Annotated in this window: 17 protein-coding genes; 9 read left to right on the top strand and 8 right to left on the bottom strand. The window is 68.7% G+C overall.

The genetic code is table 11. The features are described 5' to 3' along the window. Positions 1–252: 252 nt before the first annotated feature. The 4 genes from acs (at position 253) to ACFO6Q_RS06295 (ending at position 4,905) form a co-directional block, all read left to right on the top strand. Positions 253–2,193 carry an acetate--CoA ligase gene (acs, locus tag ACFO6Q_RS06310; RefSeq protein ID WP_380019735.1) on the top strand — a complete coding sequence of 647 codons (1,941 nt, stop codon included), beginning with the start codon at positions 253–255 and terminating at the stop codon, positions 2,191–2,193. A gap of 106 nt (positions 2,194–2,299) precedes the next feature. Next, a complete protein-coding gene (locus ACFO6Q_RS06305) occupies positions 2,300–2,983 on the top strand; it encodes a response regulator transcription factor (RefSeq protein ID WP_380019734.1) in 684 nt (227 codons plus the stop codon). A 51-nt stretch (positions 2,984–3,034) separates the two neighbouring features. Then, entirely contained in the window at positions 3,035–4,162 is a 1,128-nt protein-coding gene (locus tag ACFO6Q_RS06300; RefSeq protein ID WP_380019733.1) for a hypothetical protein, read from the top strand. Further along, positions 4,159–4,905: an ABC transporter ATP-binding protein gene (locus ACFO6Q_RS06295; protein ID WP_380019732.1), complete on the top strand. Its 747-nt coding sequence runs from the start codon at positions 4,159–4,161 to the stop codon at positions 4,903–4,905. The genes ACFO6Q_RS06300 and ACFO6Q_RS06295 overlap by 4 nt, the downstream gene beginning before the upstream one ends. A 48-nt stretch (positions 4,906–4,953) precedes the next feature. On the opposite strand, the gene ACFO6Q_RS06290 is transcribed toward ACFO6Q_RS06295, so the two are convergent. Together ACFO6Q_RS06290 and ACFO6Q_RS06285 are read right to left on the bottom strand one after the other, a co-directional pair. After that, complete coding sequence (locus ACFO6Q_RS06290; protein WP_380019731.1) at positions 4,954–6,162, bottom strand: S8 family serine peptidase; 1,209 nt, start codon at positions 6,160–6,162, stop codon at positions 4,954–4,956. Positions 6,163–6,389: 227 nt separating this feature from the next. Beyond that, positions 6,390–9,881, bottom strand: a complete 3,492-nt coding sequence (locus tag ACFO6Q_RS06285) for a hybrid sensor histidine kinase/response regulator (RefSeq protein ID WP_380019730.1) — start codon at positions 9,879–9,881, stop codon at positions 6,390–6,392. An 87-nt stretch (positions 9,882–9,968) separates the two neighbouring features. Here ACFO6Q_RS06285 and ACFO6Q_RS06280 point away from each other — a divergent pair, with 87 nt between their 5' ends. From ACFO6Q_RS06280 to ACFO6Q_RS06260, 5 genes are all read left to right on the top strand, one after another. Beyond that, a complete protein-coding gene (locus tag ACFO6Q_RS06280; RefSeq protein ID WP_380019729.1) occupies positions 9,969–10,640 on the top strand; it encodes a 4'-phosphopantetheinyl transferase family protein in 672 nt (223 codons plus the stop codon). Positions 10,641–10,791: 151 nt separating this feature from the next. Then, entirely contained in the window at positions 10,792–11,292 is a 501-nt protein-coding gene (locus ACFO6Q_RS06275; protein ID WP_380019728.1) for an RNA polymerase sigma factor, read from the top strand. Continuing rightward, on the top strand, positions 11,285–11,746 hold the full coding sequence (locus ACFO6Q_RS06270; protein WP_380019727.1) for a hypothetical protein: 462 nt from the start codon (positions 11,285–11,287) through the stop codon (positions 11,744–11,746). The genes ACFO6Q_RS06275 and ACFO6Q_RS06270 overlap by 8 nt, the downstream gene beginning before the upstream one ends. A gap of 23 nt (positions 11,747–11,769) precedes the next feature. Beyond that, on the top strand, positions 11,770–12,762 hold the full coding sequence (locus ACFO6Q_RS06265; protein WP_380019726.1) for a PDZ domain-containing protein: 993 nt from the start codon (positions 11,770–11,772) through the stop codon (positions 12,760–12,762). Positions 12,763–12,827: 65 nt separating this feature from the next. Beyond that, positions 12,828–13,622: a pyridoxine 5'-phosphate synthase gene (locus tag ACFO6Q_RS06260; RefSeq protein ID WP_380019724.1), complete on the top strand. Its 795-nt coding sequence runs from the start codon at positions 12,828–12,830 to the stop codon at positions 13,620–13,622. A 4-nt stretch (positions 13,623–13,626) separates the two neighbouring features. Here the strand turns inward: ACFO6Q_RS06260 and ACFO6Q_RS06255 are convergent, their stop codons facing one another. The 6 genes from ACFO6Q_RS06255 to gyrB form a co-directional block, all read right to left on the bottom strand. Continuing rightward, complete coding sequence (locus ACFO6Q_RS06255; protein ID WP_380019723.1) at positions 13,627–14,043, bottom strand: ExbD/TolR family protein; 417 nt, start codon at positions 14,041–14,043, stop codon at positions 13,627–13,629. A 249-nt stretch (positions 14,044–14,292) separates the two neighbouring features. Next, positions 14,293–14,709 carry an ExbD/TolR family protein gene (locus ACFO6Q_RS06250; RefSeq protein ID WP_380019722.1) on the bottom strand — a complete coding sequence of 139 codons (417 nt, stop codon included), beginning with the start codon at positions 14,707–14,709 and terminating at the stop codon, positions 14,293–14,295. Between the two features lie 3 nt (positions 14,710–14,712). Further along, a complete protein-coding gene (locus tag ACFO6Q_RS06245; protein ID WP_291183140.1) occupies positions 14,713–15,423 on the bottom strand; it encodes a MotA/TolQ/ExbB proton channel family protein in 711 nt (236 codons plus the stop codon). A gap of 85 nt (positions 15,424–15,508) precedes the next feature. Next, a complete protein-coding gene (locus tag ACFO6Q_RS06240; protein WP_380019720.1) occupies positions 15,509–16,267 on the bottom strand; it encodes an energy transducer TonB in 759 nt (252 codons plus the stop codon). Positions 16,268–16,523: 256 nt separating this feature from the next. Then, a complete protein-coding gene (locus tag ACFO6Q_RS06235) occupies positions 16,524–17,804 on the bottom strand; it encodes a tetratricopeptide repeat protein (protein ID WP_380019719.1) in 1,281 nt (426 codons plus the stop codon). Between the two features lie 197 nt (positions 17,805–18,001). Next, positions 18,002–20,410 (bottom strand): DNA topoisomerase (ATP-hydrolyzing) subunit B, encoded by a 2,409-nt coding sequence (gyrB, locus tag ACFO6Q_RS06230; protein WP_380019718.1) that lies wholly within the window; start codon positions 20,408–20,410, stop codon positions 18,002–18,004. Positions 20,411–20,419 lie beyond the last annotated feature (9 nt).

The raw sequence follows: 20,419 nt of genomic DNA, 5'->3' as shown, positions 1-20,419 counted from the left end.
AGCCCGTGGCAAACTGGCCGTCCGTGCTGAACTGCAAACATCCGTCCGGCTCGCATCGAACCTCCCTGTCGAGTCGTCTGCGCTTTCCTTCTCCCGCTCGCGGGAGAAGGTGCCCCGAAAGGGGCGGATGAGGGGAAGAGCGCGGAACGTTTCGCGATGCACCCCTCACCCGCACCTGCGGCGCGGCCTCTCCCGCAAGCGGGAGAGGCGAACTGAAATGTCGTTGCGATAGGAAGATCAGGAGAAGAACCCATGTCGACCCTGCACCCCGTCTCGCCCGAATTCGCCGCACGAGCGCGCGTCGACAAGGCCGCCTACGAGCGCGACTACGCCGAATCGGTGCGCGACCCGGAGGGGTTCTGGCGCCGCATCGGCCAGCGGCTGGACTGGACCCGGCCGTACACGAAGGTCAAGGACGTCTCCTTCGACGTCGACGACTTCCGCATCCGCTGGTACGAGGACGGACAGCTCAACCTCGCCGCGAACTGCCTGGACCGTCACCTCGCCGCGCGCGGCGACAAGACCGCGATCGTGTGGGAAGGCGACGATCCGAACGAATCGCGCCGCATCAGCTACCGCGAGCTGCACGCCGAGGTGTGCAAGGCGGCCAACCTGCTGACTAACCTCGGCGTGAAGAAGGGCGATCGCGTCGCGATCTACCTGCCGATGATTCCCGAGGCGGCCGTGGCGATGCTCGCCTGCGCGCGCATCGGCGCCGTGCACACGGTGGTGTTCGGCGGCTTCTCGCCGGATTCCCTGGCCGGCCGCATCGCCGATTCGCAGTGCAAGCTCGTCATCACCGCCGACGAAGGCCTGCGCGGCGGCAAGAAGGTCGCGCTGAAGATCAACGTCGACGAGGCGCTGCAGCGTCCCGGCACCAACAGCGTCGAGACGGTGCTGGTGGTGAAGCGCACCGGCGGTGCGGTGGCGATGCAGGCGCCGCGCGACCGCTGGTGGTCGGCGCTGATGGACGGCCAGAAGGCCGAACACGAACCGGTCGCGGTCGGCGCCGAGGATCCATTGTTCATCCTCTACACGTCCGGCTCGACCGGCAAGCCGAAAGGCGTGCTGCACAGCACCGGCGGCTACCTGGTCTACGCCAGCTACACGCACGAATGCGTGTTCGACCTGCGCGAGGACGACGTCTACTGGTGCACCGCCGACGTCGGCTGGGTCACCGGCCACAGCTACCTGCTGTACGGGCCGCTCGCCAACGGCGCGACCACGCTGATGTTCGAAGGCGTGCCGAACTATCCGGACTCCTCACGCTTCTGGCAGGTCGTCGACAAGCACCAGGTGACGCTGTTCTACACTGCGCCGACGGCGATCCGCGCGCTGATGCGCGAAGGCGAGGCGCCGGTGAAGAAGGCCTCGCGCGCGAGCTTGCGCCTGCTCGGCTCAGTCGGCGAGCCGATCAACCCGGAAGCCTGGGAGTGGTACTGGCGCGTGGTCGGCGACGGCCGCTGCCCGATCGTCGACACCTGGTGGCAGACCGAGACCGGCGGCATCCTGATCACGCCGCTGCCCGGCGCGATCGACCAGAAGCCCGGCTCGGCCACGCTGCCGTTCTTCGGCGTGAAGCCGGCGATCGTGGACGCCGCGGGCGCGATCCTCGACGGCGCCACCGAGGGCAACCTGGTCATCACCGATTCGTGGCCGGGACAGATGCGCACGGTGTACGGCGACCACCAGCGCTTCATCGACACCTACTTCAAGACCTATCCGGGCATGTACTTCACCGGCGACGGCGCAAGACGCGACGCGGACGGCTACTACTGGATCACCGGCCGCGTCGACGACGTCATCAACGTCTCCGGCCATCGCCTGGGCACGGCCGAGGTCGAGAGCGCCCTGGTCGCGCACCCGAAGGTCGCCGAGGCGGCGGTGGTCGGCTGTCCGCACGACATCAAGGGCCAGGGCATCTACGCCTACGTCACGCTGAAGGCCGGCGAGACGCCGAGCGAGGAACTGCGCAAGGAACTCGTCGCCTGGGTGCGCAAGGAGATCGGGCCGATCGCCTCGCCGGATTTCCTGCAGTGGGCATCAGGGCTGCCGAAGACGCGCTCGGGCAAGATCATGCGCCGCATCCTGCGCAAGATCGCCGAGAACGCGCCGGACCAGCTCGGCGACACCTCGACCCTGGCCGATCCGGGCGTGGTGCAGAACCTCGTCGACGAACGCCTGGCGCGCTGAGGCGCGCCACGGAGACGGTTGCGGCCGCCTGACCGAAAGTCGAATTGCCTCGCAGGGCCGCAGCCGGCAAGCTGCGGTCCTGCCGTCATGGAGGGCGAACGCGTCGATGCGCGAAATCCTGATCGCCGACGACCATCCCCTGTTCCGCGATGCGCTCAAGCGCGCCGTGCTGCAAGCCCTGCCCGGCGCCGTGCTGCACGAAGTCGACGGCGTCGCCGCCCTGCACGCGGCGATCGAGGCGCACGCGGACGTCGAACTGCTGCTGCTCGACCTGCACATGCCCGGCGCGAGCGGATTCTCGGCGCTGGTGCACACGCGCGCGCAGCATCCGGGCCTGCCGATCGTGGTCGTGTCCGCGCACGAGGAGGCGCAGGTGATCCGCCGCGCGATCGCGCACGGCGCCTCCGGCTACATCCCCAAATCAGCGTCGGTGGAGACCATCGTCGAAGCCGTGCGCAAGGTGCTCGGCGGCGATCTGTGGGTGCCGGCGGCGGTGCGCGGCGGCGGCACGGCGCTGAAGCCGGCCGAAGCCGACGTCGCCGCGCAGGTCGCGCAGCTGACGCCGCAGCAGTTCCGCGTGCTGAACATGATCGCCGAAGGCCTGCTCAACAAGCAGATCGCCTACGAACTGGGCGTTTCCGAGGCGACGGTGAAGGCACACATGACCGCGATCATGCGCAAGCTCGGCGTTTCCAACCGCACCCAGGTCGCCCTGCTCGCCAGCCATCTCGCGGTCGACGCGGATGCGCTGGCCGGCGGCGACGCGATGCTCACCAACGGGCCGCACTGAACTCGGCGCGCGCGGCGCTATCGTAGTCGGGCGTCCGCCGAGGAATGTCCGATGCCCTCTCCCTCGCTCCAGACCGCGCCGGCGCCGGCGCTGCGGCTGCAGGCTCGACTGCTGGCGAATGCGCGACGCCGGTACTGGCTGCGGCACAAGCCGCTGCTCGCGCTGGCCGGCGTGCTGGCCGTCGCGGTGGCGTGGGTCGCGTGGCGCCGCCTGCAGGCCGATGGCGGCGCCCTGCTCGCCCTGCTGCACGACCAGCCGCTCGCGGTCGGCGTCGCCGGTTTCGCGCTCGCCTGGAGCCTGACGCGCAACGCGCGCCGGCGCACGCAGCAGACGTTGGCGAAATCGTGGCTGGCGACGGCGCCGATCGACGCACGCGAGACGCACGCCGCGACGCGTCGTGCGGTGGCCTGGCGCGTGGTGCCGCCGCTCGTCGCGATCCCCGCCGTACTGCTCGCCGCGATGGCCGCCAGCGGCGCCGACGCTTCGCAGACCCTCGCGCTGGCCGGTGCCGGCCTCGCCCTCGGCACGCTGGCCGGATGGCGTTCCGGTGCACGCGCGGACGCCGTCGCGACCGTCGCCCTGCCACGCCTGTCGGCGCGACGCAGGGCGGCATCGAACGCGGCCGGCCTCGGCGCGCTCGCGCGCTGGCCGTTCGCGCGCCTGCTGGCCGACGCGAACCCGCGCCAGCACGCGCAGCTGGTCGCCGGCGTGCTGCTGATGCTGCCGATGGGCATACCGCCGTTCGTCGCCGTGCTGATCGTGCTGCTGGCGGCGAGCCTGATCGCGGCGCATTCCCTGCTGCTGGCGCTGCTCGCGACGATTCCCGCCGCCGCCGCATGGACGCGTGCGACACCGTTGCCGCTCGGCACGTTCGCGCGATCGCTGTGCCTGCGCAGCGGCATCGCGCTGGCGGCGGCGATTGCGATCGCCACCTTGCTGCTGGCGCTGCTCGGCGCTTCGCCGATCGCCGCCCTCGCCTTCGCCGGTGTCGCCTCGGCCTGGTGCGTCACCGCGATCGGCCACGCGCTGGCCTCGCGCCATCGACCCGAACGTGCGCGCGGCGAGCGCATCGCGATCGCGCTGGCCATGCTCGCCCTGCTCGGCAGCGCGTGGTGGCTGCTGCCGGTGGCGCTGCCGCTGCTGTGGTGGCGCGACGTGCAGCGCGCGAGGCGCGCATGAGCGACGCCGTGCTGGAAATCTCGGCCCTGCGCGCCGGCTACGGCGAGCGCGTCGTGCTGCGCGACGTCGACCTTCGCGTCGCACGCGGCGAATGGCTGGCCCTGCTCGGCGCGAACGGCAGCGGCAAGAGCACCCTGCTCGACGTCTGCGTCGGCCGGCTGGCTCCCACATCCGGGACGGTGCGCGTCGGCGGGCATTCGATCGTCACCGAAGCCGTCGCGGCGAAGACGAAGCTCGGCTACGCGGTCGCGCCGGAACGGCTGCCGCCGCTGCTGAGCGCGCGCGAATGCCTGGCCGTGCAGGCCGCAGCGAAGCGTCTGGCGTCGATCGATGCGGAAGTGCTCGAACTCGCCGAGGCACTGCGCCTGGCGCCGTGGCTCGACGATGCCGTCGCGCTGATGTCCTACGGCACGCGGCAGAAGCTCGGCGTGCTGCTCGCCCTGCTCGGCGAGCCCGAGCTGATCGTGCTCGACGAAACCTTCAACGGCCTCGACCCGGCCAGCGGCCTGCTGCTCAAGCGCCACCTGCGCGCCCGCGTCGACGCCGGCCGCTGCGGCGTGCTGCTGGCCACGCATGCGCTCGACATCGCCGAGCACTGGGCCGACCGCGTGTCGCTGTTGCACGAAGGCCGGCTCGTGCACGAGTGGTCGCGCGCGGAGCTGGAACGGCTGCGCGTCAGCCGCGACGGCGGTCTCGAGGCGGCGCTGGCGGAACAGCTGGTCACGGGAAAGTCCGCGAACTGAAGCTGCAGTACGGCACGTCCTTGTGCCGTACTCCGGTAGAACGTCGGATCAATAACTCTTGAGGATGCGGTTGGGCGTGCCGGCCGGTGTCGCCGGAATGTCGGTAACCCGGCCCTGAATTGCGTGCCCGTTCATTTCCGAAATGATTGACGTCACCGCTACGTAAGGAAAGTCTTGACGGAGTTGGGCTGCGATGCCTGCCGCGACCGGTGCGGCATATGATGTTCCTATACCAGTGACATAGCTGTTGTCGGAGCCTGGCCCGGCCCCAATCACGATAACTCTCGCGTAGGCTGAAATGCAGGGCCCGGTGGGTGAGCCTCCATTGGTAGGAAATTGGAAATTCCAGCTTTCGTCGGCATCCGTAATTCCGGCCACGGTATAAACTCCGCTAGCACCTCCTATTGGACTTGCGCATGCGTCCCCTACCCCTCCGTTCCCCGCTGCCGCCGCCACGAATATTCCCGTGCTCACAAGATTTTCCAAGGCCGATTTAATGGCCGCTCCCTGATGTGGTGGAAATATGAAACTGACATTGGCCACAGCGGGGCGGATTGCATTCTGGGCAACCCAATCTATTCCTCCAAGCAACCATGCGTCACTACTGGTACTGTCAGTTGGATTGCTGATAACTACCCCGTGTATCCGGACGCTCTTGGCGACTCCACTGGTCACTCCACCCAGAACAGACGCGATCAGCGTGCCATGTCTTCCCGGCGCGAACCCCTGCCCGCGGATATCGACATCATTGGTGGCGCGGCTCGGCCCCGTCGGATTTCCGTAAGGCCGGAAGTCGTTGTGCGTGGTTCGGATGGCGGTATCGAGAACGTAGGCGTGAACACCGGTTCCACCCGGGCCAAAGACGAACTTTCCGTCGGTCGGCAGATCGTATTGGTCGATCCGGTCCAGCTGGGGCGGCGCGTTCAGCTGAGTGGTGCTCGGATAGACGACCGCATTCTGCTCCACCGACTCGACACCTTCGGTGGCGGCGATTTCCCTGGCCGTGGCCTCGTCGACGTTGGAGATCGCCATTCCGTGCAGCGCGGTTTCCCACCGCTGATCGATCTTGATCACGTTCCTTTCGGCCAGCGCAAGAATGGCGGCTTCAGCCGCCGCGGCCTTTTCGAGGCTGGATTCGAAAACGACGATGTACTCCCCTTCGCGAACCGGATGACCTTCGTACGTGAGGAAATTTCCGGCAAACGAGGCGGTCGGCATCGCGAGCGCCGCCAGTACTGCAAGCGTCAACTTCTTCATGAACTTCTCCTTGGAGTAATCCCCTACCCGCTGCCCTGCATCGATTTTCCCCTGGGGCCTTTCCTGTTCATCGCGTCAAAGACTTCCCGGCCGGGCAATGTCGCCCAGTGGCTGCTCGTCGTGCGTGATTCATTTCGCATCCTGCTTCGTCGAGATGTCGACCCTGTGACCCGTCGACAGGACGGCGCGGTGCCTTCGCCAATCGCCGGGAACGGCAAAGCCTGCGACTACGCGGTTCTTCTCTCGGTGCTGCGCCCGAGCTGCATGATCAACGCCCGCAGCGCCGCCGGCTTGACCGGCTTGCGCAGCAGCGCGTAGCCGAGCGCACGGGCGCGCACAGCCAGTTCCGCACTGGTGTCGGCAGTGATCAGCGCACCGGGCGGCGGCGGATTGCAGGCGTTGCGCAGGGCGCCGAGCGCTTCGAGTCCGTCCTGCGCGGCGTCGAGGTGGAAGTCGACCAGCAGCAGGTCCGGGCGGCGGCGGCGCGCGGCCGCGAGCGCCTCGTCGAGCGTGGCGGCGAGGTCGCAGGAGATCTCCCAGCGCGTCAGCAACGCCGACATGCCGTCGAGGATCGCCGGATCGTTGTCGAGGCACAGCGCGTGCAGGCTGCCGTCGAGCGCGGTCGGCTCGTCGGCGGCCGGACGGTCCTGCGGTGCACCGGCCTGCGCCGCGGCGCGCGGCACCTCGACGAAGAACACGCTGCCGCGTCCCTGCACGGACCGCACGCCGATGCTCGCACCGAGCAGGCGCGCCATGCGCTCGCAGATCGCCAGGCCCAGTCCGATGCCCTTCTCGCCCCACGGCGACACGTGGCTGCCGCGGCGGAATTCGTCGAACACGTGGCCGAGCTGGTCGTCGGCGATGCCGGGACCGCTGTCCCAGACCTCGATGCGCAGGTTCGCACCGTGACGGCGCACGCCGCAGACCACGCCGCCGCTGCGCGTGTAGCGCAGCGCGTTGGCGAGGAAGTTCTGCAGGATGCGGCGCAGCAGCTGCGCATCGCTGCGCGCCCATGCGTGCGTGGCGACGAAGCGCAGCTTCAGTCCGCGCGTGGCGGCGAGCACGCCGAACTGCTGCTGCAGCGATTCGATCAACCCGCCGAGCGCGAAGTCGGAAACGTCGACCTGGTACTTGCCCGCCTCGAGCCTGGAGGCTTCCAGCAGCGCGTCGAGCAGGTCCTCGGCCGCCTTGAACGCGGTGTCGATGCGTTCGGCGAGGCGTCCGCTTTCGTCGTCGAGCGGCTGGTGCCGCAGGGCGGAGGTGAACAGGCGCGCGGCATTCAGCGGCTGCAGCAGATCGTGGCTGGCGGCGGCGAGGAAGCGCGTGCGCGACTGGTTCGCCGACTCCGCCTGGCGCACCGCGCGCTGCTCGGCGAGCAGGGCGTGCTCGAGTTCGCCGGTGCGCTGCGCGACGCGCTGCTCGAGCGTCTCGTTCGCCTCGCGCAACGCGTTCTCGACGTGCTTGTACGAGGTGATGTCGCTGAAGGTGGTCAGGTAGCCGCCGCCCGGCAGCGGCTCGCCGCGCGTCTCGATCACGCGACCGTCGGGGCGCTCGCGCACGAACACGTGCGGCGTGCCGGCGCGCAGGTGCGCGAGTCGGCGCTCGATCTGCGTCTCGATGTCGCCGTCGCCGAGCAGGCGCCGCGAGGCGTTGTGGCGGATCAGGTCGGCGACCGGGCGGCCGACGTAGACGAAGCCGTCCGGGTAGTCGAACAGGTCGAGGTAGCGCCGGTTCCAGGCGACGATGCGCAGCTCGCGATCGACCACGCTGATTCCCTGCAGCATGTTGTCGAACGTGACCGCCAGCAGCTCGCGGTTGAAGCGCAGCTCCTGCGAGGTCTCGTCGAGCAGGGTCGCCGCTTCGGACAGGTCCAGGCCGGTGCCGCGCAGCGCGCTGGTCAGCATGCGCCGCGCCGAGGCGGCGCCGATCGCGCCGGCGAGCACGCGCTCGGTGTGCTGCACCAACGCGCGCTCGGCCGAGGCTTCCGGTGCGAGCGGCTTGCCGGTCGCCTCGGCGTATTCGCCGAACGCGCGCGCGGCGAGCTTCTCGCCGACGATGCGTTCGGCGATCGCGGCGAGATCGGCGACGCGCACGCGGCCCTGCCATTCGCCGATGCCGACGGCGCGCGTTGCATAAGGATCGAGGAAGGCGGCCGCGCGCAGGCGTTCCTCGACGCCGGGGCGGAAACGCAGCGAGACGAACACGCAGCAGCCGACGTTGGCGAGCAGCGACCAGAACGCGCCGTGCGTGACCGGCTCCCAGCCGCTGAGCAGGAACAGCGCGTGCGGCTTCAGCCAGGCGACGCCGTACGGGCCGTGCTCGACCCAGGCGATCGGCAGCCAGCCGGCGACGGCGAGCGAGGGCAGCAGCAGGGTGTAGGCCCAGACGGCGAAGCCGGCGAGCAGGCCGCTGATCACGCCGAGCCGGCTCGCGCCGCGCCAGTACAGGCCGCAGACGATCGCCGGCGCGAACTGCGCCACCGCCGCGAACGAGAGCAGGCCGATCGCGGCGAGGTTCTGCGCCTGCGTGCTGAAGCGGTAGTAGAGAAAGGCGAGCAGGCCGAGTGCGACGATCGTCACCCGGCGCACGCCGAGCACGATCGAGGACAGATCGGTGCGCTGCTCGAGCTTGAGCGCGCGCACGCGCAGCAGGGCCGGCATGACCAGGTCGTTGCTGACCATCGTCGACAGCGCGACCGAGGCGACGATGACCATGCCGGTGGCGGCGGAGAAGCCGCCGATGTAGGCGAAGATCGCCAGCCACGGATTGTCGTGCGCTAGCGGCAGCCACAGCACGTAGGCGTCGGCGGCGACCTTGCTGCCCTGCGCCGCCTGCATGCCGGCGGTGGCGATCGGCAGCACCAGCGCGGAGACGATCACGAGGTAGAGCGGGAACATCCAGCGCGCGCGGCGCAGGTCGCCGGCGTGTTCGCATTCGACCACCGCGACCTGGAACTGCCGCGGCAGGCAGAACATCGCCGTGAACGCGAGCACGCTCTGCGCGATGAAGCCGGGCGGCAGTCCGTCGTCGGCGATGCGCGCCAGCGGCGCGGCGATCGTCTCGAAGCGGCCGCCGACGTACAGCGCGTAGACGCCGACCGCGACGAAGGCGAGCAGCTTGATCACCGACTCCGCCGCGATGGCGAGCATCATGCCGTGGTGGTGCTCGGTCGCGTCGATGCCGCGCGTGCCGAACAGGATCGCGAAGATCGCCAGCAGCAGGGCCACGTACAGCGCGCTGTCGCCGAACAACGGAGGCGTCGCCGCGCTCGGCGCACCGGAGAGCACGTCGAAGCTCAGCGCGACCGCCTTCAGCTGCAGCGCGAGATACGGGATCACCGCGGTCACCGCGATGATCGTGACCAGCGCCGCCAGCGCGTGCGACTTGCCGAAGCGCGAGGCGATGAAGTCCGCGATCGAGGTGACGTTGCGTTCCTTCGCCACCAGCACCAGGCGCTCGAGCAGGCCGAAGCCGAACACGAACAGCAGGATCGGGCCGACGTAGATCGGCAGGTACGACAGCCCGCCGCGAGCGGCGGTGCCGACCGCACCGTAGAACGTCCACGACGAGCAGTACACCGCCAGCGCCAGGCTGTAGACGATCGGCCGCAGCCACGCGCGCGCCGGATACAGCGGCCGGCGGTCGCCGTAGTACGCGATCGCGAACAGCGCGGCCACGTACGAGACGGAAACCAGCATCAGCAGCCAAGCGGCGATCATGCGCACCTCCGGAGCGACGGGGCATTCTAAGCCGAGCGGCGCGCGGTTCCGCTTGACGCGCGCGGCCGCGCCGCCAAGCATGGCGCGATGCAGACCCTGACCGCCGACGCCTTCGTCCGCCGCGACCGACCGCCGCCGCTCGGTGCGGACGAGATCCACCTCTGCTCGATGGAATTCGCCCCGGGGACGATGCCGCGCGCGGTCGCCGACGCCGCGCGCGCCACGCTCGACCGGCTGCTGCGCGACTACGCCGGCACGGACCGCACGCTCGAGATCGCGCGCGGCGCGCACGGCAAGCCGTACGCGCCGGCGGACACGGGACTGGATTTCAACCTCAGCCACGCCGGCCACCACGTGCTGCTGGCCTTCGCGCGCGGGCAGGAGCTGGGGGTCGACCTCGAGCGCGACGAGCGGCGCCTTTCCCTGCTCGAGATCGCGCGCCGCTTCTTCGCCGCGGACGAGGCCGACGCCCTGGAACGCCTGCCGGCGCACGCGCGCCTGCCCTGCTTCCTGCAGCTGTGGACGCGCAAGGAAGCCGTACTGAAGGCGCTTGGCCAAGGCCTGAACTTCGGTCTCGACCGGCTGGCGTTCGCGGTCGGGGCCGACGGCGAGGTCGGCGCGCTGCAGCGGATCGCGGACGAAGCCGGGCCGGTGGCGCAGTGGCGCCTGTGCCCACTGCAGCCGGCGCCCGGCCTGGTCGGGGCGCTGGCCTGGCGCGGCGCGGCGCGTTCCTTACAGTCCTTTACATTGGCCGCATGAACGCGCCGATTGCAACGGTGGCAGGCTTTGGGCCGTCCTGGGGAGCGAAATGGCCGATGGACAGCCCAGCTCTGTGAGCGAGATTCGTGCACCTTCCGGCTTCGGACTCGAGCTGGACCGGGTCACGCTGGAACGCGCCCGAAGAGGGGAGATGGCAGCGTTCGCGGCCATCTACGACCGTTTCGGCGGCGCCTGCTACAACCTGGCGCTGCGCGTTCTGGGGGAGCCGGCTGCGGCGGAGGACATCGTGCAGGAAATCTTCCTCAAGCTGATGGTCAGCCTGCGCGGGTTCCGCGGCGACGCGCCGTTCGGCGCCTGGCTCAAGCGCATGACGGCGAACGCGACGATCGACGCGCTGCGCTCGCACCAGCGCTTCCGCGACGACGATCCGGACACGCTGTTCGAGTCGATGCCGGCGCGGGCGACGGATGCGGAGGACCGCGCCGACGCGTGGGCGATCCTGATGCGGCTGCCGCCGCGCGCACGCGCGGTGGTCATCCTGCACGAGGTCGAAGGCTATACGCATCGGGAAATGGCGGAGCTGTTCGGTCAGAGCGAGAGTTATTCGAAATCGATCCTGGCGCGCGCGCTGAAGCGGCTCAACGACGCCGTGGCGGACCCGGGATCGGCGGAGGCGATGGACCATGCATGAGACTGCTTTCCCCAAGCCGAAGCTGGACCTGCGCCAGCTGCCGGTGTTCGAGCCGGACCCGGCGCTGTGGTCGCGCATCGCGGCCGCGCACGTGCGGCGGCGACGCGTCCGGCAGTGGAGCTTCGCGGCCGCGGCGACCGTCCTGCTCGGCATCGCGGCTGCACTGCTGGTGCGGCCGGCGCCGCCGGCGGGTCCGAGCTGGGCCGACGCGCAGCGCGAGTCGCAGGCACTGGAAGCGCAGTGGCGGCAGCTGGCCGACGGTGGCCGGCCGGTCGCAGTCGGCCTGACGCGGCTGCGCTCGATCGACACGGCGCTGCAGGCCGCCTACGACCGCGGCGCCGAGGCGACGGAACTCGAACCGCTGTGGAAACAACGCAATGACGCTCTGCGCGGATTGATCGCGCGGTTCCAGGACGCGAGTGCGTACGACGCGACGCGAGTCACGCGCATTTGACGAGACGAGGTGACGAGATGGCGATGAGGATCGACGAAGCTGGAATGCGCAAGCGGGTGCCGTGTCTGGCGCTGGCGATGCTGTTCGCGCTCGTCGGCGGCGCGAATGCCGAGGACGGCGCGCGGACGGCCGCCTCGTCGGAGGCGACGCGCGGCTCGAACCCCGCCGTCGAGCAGCGCCTGCGCGAGGAGCTGCGCGCCCTGGTGGCCGAGCTGGTCGAGAGCGGCGCGTTCGGCGACCGCTCCGCGCAGGAGATTTCCCTGGCCATCGATGCCCCGGCGCAGCGCGTCAGCAATCTCGGCCTGCTGGTCGACAGCGCGCACGCCGCAGACGACGGATTGCACGTGCTGGCGGTGACGCCGGGCGGCAGCGCCGAGCGCATGGGCCTGCGCGCGGGCGACGTGCTGCTGGCACTGAACGGCACGCGCCTGGCCGGGGTCGCCGGCGCCGCGGCGATCCTGCGCCGCAGCGTCGACGAACTGCCCAACGGCAGCCCGCTCGTCTTCGAAGCCAGGCGCGACGGCCGCACGCAGACCTTCTCCGGCAAGCTGTCCAGCGTCGAGCTGCCGGCGATGCATCTGTCCATCGGCGGCGGCGCGAAGCCGGCGGCGAGCACCGGCTCGCCGGCAGCGGTGCCGCCGATCGCCGCGGCCCAGGGTTGCGGCCGCCTCAGCGACTTCGACGTCGCGCCGCGCCAGCAGCAGCTGCACGCCGCGAAGATCCTCAGCATCGACGGCGCCGTGCCCGGGCCGGGAGGCTCGAAGTCGTACGAGGTGCCGGCCGGACATCACGTGCTGAAGATCGCCGAGCGCATCGAGTCGCGCTACCTCGCCTTCAACGACCGCCTGCGCAACAGCGGCCCCGATTCGCGTCACAAGACGCTCGAGGTCGACGTCGAGCCGAACACGACCCTGTTCGTCGCCGCGCGCCTGGACGACGCCAAGCGCAACGAGTGGCGCGACGGCGCGTACTGGGAGCCGGTGGTATGGCGGACGTCGCCGGAAAGCTGCGACTAGCGTTCCGCGACAGCGGCGAACGTCGCCGCCGATATACTGCGCGTCCTCTCCGCTTGCGACCTGCGATGACCGCGCTCAGCGTCAACGTCAACAAGATCGCCGTGCTGCGCAACTCGCGCGGACACGCCCTGCCCGATCCGGTGATCGCCGCGCGTGTGGCGATGCAGGCCGGATGCCACGGCATCACCGTGCATCCGCGTCCGGACCAGCGGCACATCCGCGCCGACGACGTTCCACGCATCGCCGCCGAGCTGGCTTCGTCGAACGCCGCCGCCTCGCGGGCCGGCGCGAGCCTTGTGGAATACAACATCGAGGGCAACCCGTTCGCGCCCGCGCGCGGCAGCTATCCCGGCTACGTCGAACTCGTGCGCGCGGCGCGGCCGGCACAGGCGACGCTGGTGCCCGACGGCGATGCGCAGCTGACCTCCGACCACGGCTTCGATCTGGCACGCGACGCCGAACGCCTGCGTCCGCTGGTGCGCGAGCTGAAGTCGATCGGCTGCCGCGTCAGCCTGTTCGTCGACGCCGGCGTCGACGACGTCGAGCGTGCGGCCGAGATCGGCGCGGACCGCATCGAGATCTACACCGAGCCGTACGCGAACGCGTTCGCCGACGGCGACTTCGCGCGCGCGCTGGACGACTGCGTGCGCACGGCCGAGCGGGCGCGCGCCGCCGGACTCGGCGTCAACGCGGGTCACGACCTCGATCAGCGCAACCTCGGCGCGCTGGTGCGCGCGATTCCGTTTCTGGCCGAAGTCTCGATCGGCCATGCGCTGATCGGCGAGGCGATCTACGACGGACTGGCGGCGACCGTGCGCAACTACCTCGCGATCCTCGCGCAGGCCACCGCCGCGCGGTAGACGATCAGTCCGCCGTCGCCGCGCGCGTGCCCTCGATGCGGATCGCCGGCAGGCCGCTGCGCTTGGCCAGGGCGAGCACGGCGGCGACCTCGTCGTAGCGTGTGGTCGCTTCGGGGCGGATCTCCAGCACGGGCGGCGACGCGCTGGCCGCCGCGCCCGCCAGGGCCGCGGACAGCTGCGCACGGCTGACCGCGCTGCCGTCGAGGTAGAGCTCGCCGGTGGTCTTCACCGACAGGCCGAGGATCTTCGGCTCGGCGCCGCCGGCGTTCGCGCCGAGCGGGAGCGGGATGCGGTGCATCGCCAGCGGCGCGGTCACCATCAGGATCAGCACCAGGGCGAGCAGGACGTCGATCAGGGACGTGACGTTGATCTCGGCGCGCACCGGGGCCGGGGCATAGCTCTGCAGCGAACGGACGCTCATCGCGCAATCTCCTCGGGTTGGGAAACGGCGAGGACAGGCTACGCCTCGGCGGCCGCGGTGCGCCTCAGGAAATTCTTGAGATCGCCGAGCCGGTGGCGTGCGGGTCTTGCGCGAGCGCGGCGAGCGGCGCCCGCGAACGGACTCCACCCCGCGGCGCCTCGATCGCGGCGCCGGGGGACGAACGTCGTCGCAAAAAAAAAGGGCGCCGCGTTTGCGCGGCGCCCTTCGCATCGATTCCGGCAGCAGGTATTACTGGTCGCCGCCGGTGGTCAGGAAGCCGATCTTGACCATGCCCGCGCGCTTGGCGGCGGCCATGACCTCGGCGACCTTCTGGTACTGCGTGGTCTTCTCGGCGCGGATCTGCAGTTCCGGCTGCGGGTTCTTCTGCGCCGCGACGCGCAGCTGCGCTTCGAGGATCGCCGAAGTGACCGGCTCGTCGTTCATGTACAGATCGCCGTTTTCCTTCACCGCGAGATCGATCGGCTCCGGTGGATTGGTGTCGATCGTGTTCGGGTTGGCCTGCGGCAAGTTGATCTGGATCTTGTGCGACATCAGCGGCGCCGTGATCATGAAGATGATCAGCAGCACCAGCATCACGTCGACGAGCGGCGTGACGTTGATTTCCGCCATCGGGCCGCCGCCGCTACCGCCTGTGCTCATCGCCATGGCTTACTTCCTCGCGGCAACCGGCGCGACGCCGCCTTCGACTCGCGAACCGGTCGCGAAGAAATCGTGCAGGTCATGCGCGAACTCGTCGAACTTCGCGTAGATCACGCGGTTCTGGCGCACGAAGAAGTTGTACGCGAGCACCGCCGGGATGGCGACGAACAGACCGAACGCGGTCATGATCAGCGCCTCGCCGACCGGACCGGCCACCGCTTCCATCGAGGCGTTGCCCGACGCGGCGATCTTGATCAGCGCGTGGTAGATGCCCCACACCGTGCCGAGCAGACCGACGAACGGGGCGGACGAGCCGACCGTCGCGAGCACCGTCATGCCGCCTTCCAGACGCAGGCTTTCGCGGGCGACGGCCTGACGCAGGGCGCGATCGATGAACTCCGATCGGTTCAGCGCCTCGACCAGGCGGCTGCCCTCGTTGCGCTGGTGGTGGGCCGCGGCCGAAGCGCTGTCGAGAGCGATCTTCGAGAACGGTTCGCCCTTGGGCTGTTCTTCGAGGAAGCGCACGGCGTCCTGCGCCGAGGGCGTTTCCCAGAACGTGTTGATGACGCGATCCATGCGGCCGCGAATCATCGCGTTCCGCAGGAAGTTCGCCACGATGAAGTAGATCGACATGATCGACATCAGGCAGAGCGTGATGAACACGATCCAACCCAGAGCGTCGAAGTTGTGGATCAGATCGCTGAAGCCCATCTGGCTCATGGCAGCGGCATTGCCGCCGCCACCGGGGATGGCAGCCGGTTGGGCCGCTGGGGTCTGGGACGGATCTTGCTGCATGGCGCTACCCTTACTCACTCAGATTGAATTCAATGGGAACCAAGGCATACCCGCGACTGGGCTGCCCACCCTTCGAACCCGGATTGAATTTCCAGGTCTTCACTGCGTCGATCGCGGCCTGATCCAGCAAACGCGAACCGCTGGACTTTTCGACCGTGACTTCTTCCGGCGTGCCATCGAGGCCGACCAGCACCTTCAGCATGACCTTGCCCTGCTGCCGCTGACGCACCGCCTGGGGCGGATACTTCGGCGGACGCATCTTACGGTAGCTGATGTTCTCGCTCGGCGCGATATCCGCGGGCGGAGCCGGCGGCGCGGGCGGAGCCGGCGGCGGGGCCGGAGTGGACATCGGCGAGGCTTCCTCGACGACGACCGGAGCCGGCGGCGGCGGCGGCGCCTTCGGCGGCGGCTGCACCTTTTCGACCACCTTCGGCGGCGGCTTCTTCGGCGGCTCCGGCGGCGGCGGCGGCGGCGGCGGGGGTGGCGGCGGCGGTTCGATGAACTCCACCATCACCTTCTTGTCCAGGGATTTCTCTTTCGGCGGCGGCGGCGCGACCGGAGTCAGCATCACCGCGAAAGCGAACAGATGCAGCGCGAATGCGCAGGTAAAAGCCGTGACACGCCGCCAGCTGAAAGAAGAGTCGCCGCGCGATTGAGAATTGTCTGCCATCAGTGTTTGACCAGGTAAGTCTTTAGCGGCTGCTCGACGACGTTTCTGCTTTCGTTTCACCCCCCGGACCGCATGGGTCCAGTCGAGGGAGCGGAGCACGGTACAACACCCGATGCCCCTACGACAAGCGCATGGCGATCGTCGAATAGCACATGATCATTGCGTTGTGTTTCGTCACGCGACGGCATTGCCGTTGCGCTTTTTGCGCATCGGCACGATGCCTCCCGAACCGGCATTCCCCGAGAATTTCGGGGACCGTCGCACGACGGTCCCTTGAGCTTTCAGGAAGGCCCCTTCCGTGAACGCCGACGCCTGCGGGGCGATGGTATTCCGGAACGACTTCAGTAAATCGACGCTATTGTTTCTTCTTCGGCGCGCGCTGGATTTTCACGCCGCCCTTGGCCGCCTTGATGCGCTGCTCGGCCATGGTCTTGGTGCTCGGAAACCCGGCCGCCTTCTGCCAGTCGGCCATCGCGGCGGCGCTCTGGTTCAGATCGTTCTGCGCGTCGCCGCGCAGCAGGTAGGCCTCGCCTTCCTGGCGCAGGCTGCCGCGCGAGATCGCCTTGGTCAGCGAGTCGACGGCGTCCTTGGACTTGTCCGAGTAGTAGTAGAGGTAGCCGAGCTGGAAGTCGACGTTGCCGTCCTTGGCCATCGGCGAGGCCTTGGAGTAGCCGTCGACGGCGCAGTCGTCCTGCTCGGACTGCGTGCACACGTCGCCGAGCAGCTTGTAGGCGTCGTAGGAGGGCTGCACGATGTTCTTGGCGAAGCCTTCCTTGAGCGTGTCGGCGGCTTCCTTGGGCTTGTCGGCCGAGGCGTACAGCTTGGTCAGCTGCAGGTAGTCGTCGTTGGTCGTGATCAGGCCCTGGGACTTCGCCTTCGCCATCAGGTCGAGCGCCTGCTGGGTCTTGTCGCCCTGGATGTAGATAGTGGCGAGCTGGTTCAGCAGCTTCTTGTTGGTCGGATCCTTGGCCATCTGCTGCTGCACGATCTGCGCGGCCTGATCGTACTGGTTCAGCTCGAAGTAGCTGGCCATCAGGATCTGCGTCCAGCTGTCGTTCGGCTTGTCCGTCATGGACATCGCCTTCTTCATCGTGTCGATGGCCTGCTGGTACTGCTCGAGGCGGTAGTAGGCGTTGGACTTGACCGCCAGCTCTTCCGGCGTCTGCTTGCCGGTCAGCTTCTCCCACTGGTCCAGCGTCGTGAGGGCTTCCTGATACTTCTCGTCCTGCAGCTGCAGCTGGGCGACGTTGTAGAGGATGGAGAAGTGCTGCGCGTTCGGCAGGCCGTCGATCTCCAGCGCCTTCTTGTACTCGGTCTGCGCCTGGGCGGTCTTGTCCTGGTCGTAGTAGATCTGGCCGAGCAGCTGGTGCGCGAACGAGGACGCGTACTTGCTCGCACGCGCGTTGCCGATGATCTTCTCGACCAGCGGCTGCGCCTCGGCGCCCTTGTCGTCACTGACGAGGTCGGCGGCCTTGCTCAGGTCGCGCTGCTCGCTGGAGGACATGTCCGGCTTGGGTTCCTGACGCGTCGCGTTCGGATAGTCGTTCGGCTTCTTCTCGTCCCGCGCGTAGGCGCCCGTGGTCAGCAGTAGACCGAGCGCGCAGATCGCGACAGGAATCCATTTCGAGTGTTTCATGCGGATCACCTCGAGAGACTACGAAGACCGTCGCAGTTACCGGCCCGACGGAAAGGGCGCAGAGGGTAACGCCCTGACGACGAAATGCACAAGCATGCTTAGCGGCGCCTGAATGCTGCACAGCAGCATTCATTGCCGAAGTATACTTTTGAACTCGGTCGCGTCCGCACGAACGGCCCCGCCGCGGCGGGGCCGGATCACACGTCGAGGTTGGCGACGCGCAGCGCGTTCTGCTCGATGAACTCGCGCCGCGGTTCGACCACGTCGCCCATCAGGGTCGAGAAGATCTGGTCGGCGGCGACCGCATCCTCGATGCTGACCTGCAGCAGACGGCGCGTGTCCGGATTCACCGTGGTCTCCCACAGCTGGTCCGGATTCATCTCGCCCAGGCCCTTGAAGCGCTGGATCGTGCGGCCGCGCTTGGCTTCTTCCATCAGCCAGCCGTAAGCCTGCGCAAAACTCGTCACCGCCTGCGTCTTGCTGCCGCGGCGCACGCTCGCGCCGGGCTGGACCAGGCCGGCCAGCAGCGCCGCCGCGTCGACGATCGGCTTGAACTCCGGCGCGGCGTGGAAACTGGCGGGCAGCGTCTGCGTGTGGCGGATGCCGTGCTGGTCGCGATCGACGACGAGCGCCGCGCCCTGCTCCTCGCCGGCCGGCTGGATGCGCAGCGCGTAGCGAGGCCGGCCGAGGCCGGACGCCGCCAGCGCGCCCTGCAGCTGCGCGGCCCAGGCCTGCAGCGCCGCGGGATCGTTCCACGCTTCCGGCGCCAGCGGCGCGTCGAGCAGGGCGTGCAGCAGGGCTGCATCGAAGCGGAAGCTCAGGCGCTCGATCTGGTCCAGCGCAGTGCGGTAGGCCGCCATCAGCTGTTCCAGGCCGGTGCCGCTGATGCCGGGTGCGTCGGCGCTGTAGACCAGCTCGGCGCCGTCCACGGCGTTGGAGATCAGGTAGGTGTTGAGGGCCGCGTCGTCCTTCAGGTACAGCTCCTGCTTGCCCTGCTTGAGCTTGTACAGCGGCGGCAGGCCGATGTAGACGTGGCCGCGCTCGATCAGCGCCGGCATCTGGCGGTAGAAGAACGTCAGCAGCAGGGTGCGGATGTGCGAGCCGTCGACGTCCGCGTCGGTCATGATGATGATGCGGTGGTAGCGCAGCTTGTCGACGTTGAACTCGTCCTTGCCGATGCCGGTGCCCAGCGCGGTGATCAGCGTGCCGACCTCGGCCGAGCCGAGCATGCGGTCGAAGCGCGCCCGCTCGACGTTGAGGATCTTGCCCTTCAGCGGCAGGATCGCCTGGTTCTTGCGGTTGCGGCCCTGCTTGGCGGAGCCGCCGGCCGAGTCGCCCTCGACGATGAAGAGTTCGGACAGGGCCGGATCCTTCTCCGAGCAGTCGGCCAGCTTTCCGGGCAGGCCGGCGATGTCGAGCGCGCCCTTGCGACGCGTCATCTCGCGCGCCTTGCGCGCCGCCTCGCGCGCACGTGCGGCGTCGACGACCTTGGCGGCGATGGCGCGCGCCTCGTTCGGGTTCTCGAGCAGGAATTCCTCAAGCTTCTGGTTGACGATCGCCTCGACGACGCCCTTGACCTCGCTCGAGACGAGCTTGTCCTTGGTCTGCGAGGAGAACTTCGGATCGGGCACCTTGACCGACAGCACCGCAATCAGGCCCTCGCGCATGTCGTCGCCCGACAGCGCAACCTTGGCCGTCTTCTGCAGGCCCACCGCCTCGATGTAGTTCGACAGCGTGCGCGTCAGCGCGCCGCGGAAGCCGGCCAGATGCGTGCCACCGTCCTTCTGCGGGATGTTGTTGGTGAAGCAGAACACCGTTTCCTGGTAGGCGTCGGTCCACTGCATCGCGACGTCGACGGTGGTGCCCTCGTTCTGCGCGGTGAAGGTGATCACCTTCGGGTGCAGCGGCGTCTTCAATTGCGCCAGGTGCTCGACGAAGGAACGGATGCCGCCCTCGTACTCGAACACGTCGCGCCGGTCGGCGCGCTCGTCGATCAGCTCGATCTTGACGCCGGAATTGAGGAACGACAGCTCGCGCAGGCGCTTGGCCAGGATGTCGTAGTGGAACTCGACGTTCGAGAACGTCGCCGGGCTCGGATGGAAGCGCACGGTGGTGCCGCGCTTCGTCGACGGGCCGACCACCTTCAGCGGATACAGCGGCTCGCCGTTGGCGTATTCCTGCTGATGCTCGAAGCCGTCGCGGTAGATCGTCAGCCACAGATGATCCGACAGCGCGTTGACCACCGACACGCCGACGCCGTGCAGGCCACCGGAAACCTTGTAGCTGTTGTCGTCGAACTTGCCGCCGGCGTGCAGCACGGTCATCACGACCTCGGCCGCCGAACGCCCCTCTTCCTCCTGGATACCGACCGGAATGCCGCGACCGTTGTCGATGACGCTGGCCGAGCCGTCCGCGTGCAGGGTCACCACGACGTGGTCGCAGTAGCCCGCCAGCGCCTCGTCGATCGAGTTGTCGACGACCTCGAACACCATGTGGTGCAGGCCGGTGCCGTCATCGGTGTCGCCGATGTACATGCCGGGCCGCTTGCGCACGGCCTCGAGGCCCTTGAGCACCTTGATCTTGCTTGAGTCGTATTGGTCGTTCATGAGGCTCCG

It is taken from the genome of Dokdonella ginsengisoli, from assembly GCF_042652785.1.
GTDB lineage: Bacteria > Pseudomonadota > Gammaproteobacteria > Xanthomonadales > Rhodanobacteraceae > Dokdonella_A > Dokdonella_A ginsengisoli.
Note: the sequence above shows the minus strand (reverse complement) of the source record. Positions and strands in the feature narration are given on the sequence as shown.

Excerpts from the sequence above, each read along its gene's own strand:
- ACFO6Q_RS06295 (WP_380019732.1), top strand. The coding sequence starts at position 4,159 with ATGAGCGACGCCGTGCTGGAAATCTCGGCCCTGCGCGCCGGCTACGGC.
- ACFO6Q_RS06285 (WP_380019730.1), bottom strand. The coding sequence starts at position 9,881 with ATGATCGCCGCTTGGCTGCTGATGCTGGTTTCCGTCTCGTACGTGGCC.
- ACFO6Q_RS06305 (WP_380019734.1), top strand. The coding sequence starts at position 2,300 with ATGCGCGAAATCCTGATCGCCGACGACCATCCCCTGTTCCGCGATGCG.
- ACFO6Q_RS06280 (WP_380019729.1), top strand. The coding sequence starts at position 9,969 with ATGCAGACCCTGACCGCCGACGCCTTCGTCCGCCGCGACCGACCGCCG.
- ACFO6Q_RS06270 (WP_380019727.1), top strand. The coding sequence starts at position 11,285 with ATGCATGAGACTGCTTTCCCCAAGCCGAAGCTGGACCTGCGCCAGCTG.
- ACFO6Q_RS06265 (WP_380019726.1), top strand. The coding sequence starts at position 11,770 with ATGAGGATCGACGAAGCTGGAATGCGCAAGCGGGTGCCGTGTCTGGCG.
- ACFO6Q_RS06290 (WP_380019731.1), bottom strand. The coding sequence starts at position 6,162 with ATGAAGAAGTTGACGCTTGCAGTACTGGCGGCGCTCGCGATGCCGACC.
- acs (WP_380019735.1), top strand. The coding sequence starts at position 253 with ATGTCGACCCTGCACCCCGTCTCGCCCGAATTCGCCGCACGAGCGCGC.
- ACFO6Q_RS06275 (WP_380019728.1), top strand. The coding sequence starts at position 10,792 with ATGGCAGCGTTCGCGGCCATCTACGACCGTTTCGGCGGCGCCTGCTAC.
- ACFO6Q_RS06235 (WP_380019719.1), bottom strand. The coding sequence starts at position 17,804 with ATGAAACACTCGAAATGGATTCCTGTCGCGATCTGCGCGCTCGGTCTA.
- gyrB (WP_380019718.1), bottom strand. The coding sequence starts at position 20,410 with ATGAACGACCAATACGACTCAAGCAAGATCAAGGTGCTCAAGGGCCTC.
- ACFO6Q_RS06255 (WP_380019723.1), bottom strand. The coding sequence starts at position 14,043 with ATGAGCGTCCGTTCGCTGCAGAGCTATGCCCCGGCCCCGGTGCGCGCC.
- ACFO6Q_RS06300 (WP_380019733.1), top strand. The coding sequence starts at position 3,035 with ATGCCCTCTCCCTCGCTCCAGACCGCGCCGGCGCCGGCGCTGCGGCTG.
- ACFO6Q_RS06260 (WP_380019724.1), top strand. The coding sequence starts at position 12,828 with ATGACCGCGCTCAGCGTCAACGTCAACAAGATCGCCGTGCTGCGCAAC.
- ACFO6Q_RS06250 (WP_380019722.1), bottom strand. The coding sequence starts at position 14,709 with ATGGCGATGAGCACAGGCGGTAGCGGCGGCGGCCCGATGGCGGAAATC.
- ACFO6Q_RS06245 (WP_291183140.1), bottom strand. The coding sequence starts at position 15,423 with ATGAGCCAGATGGGCTTCAGCGATCTGATCCACAACTTCGACGCTCTG.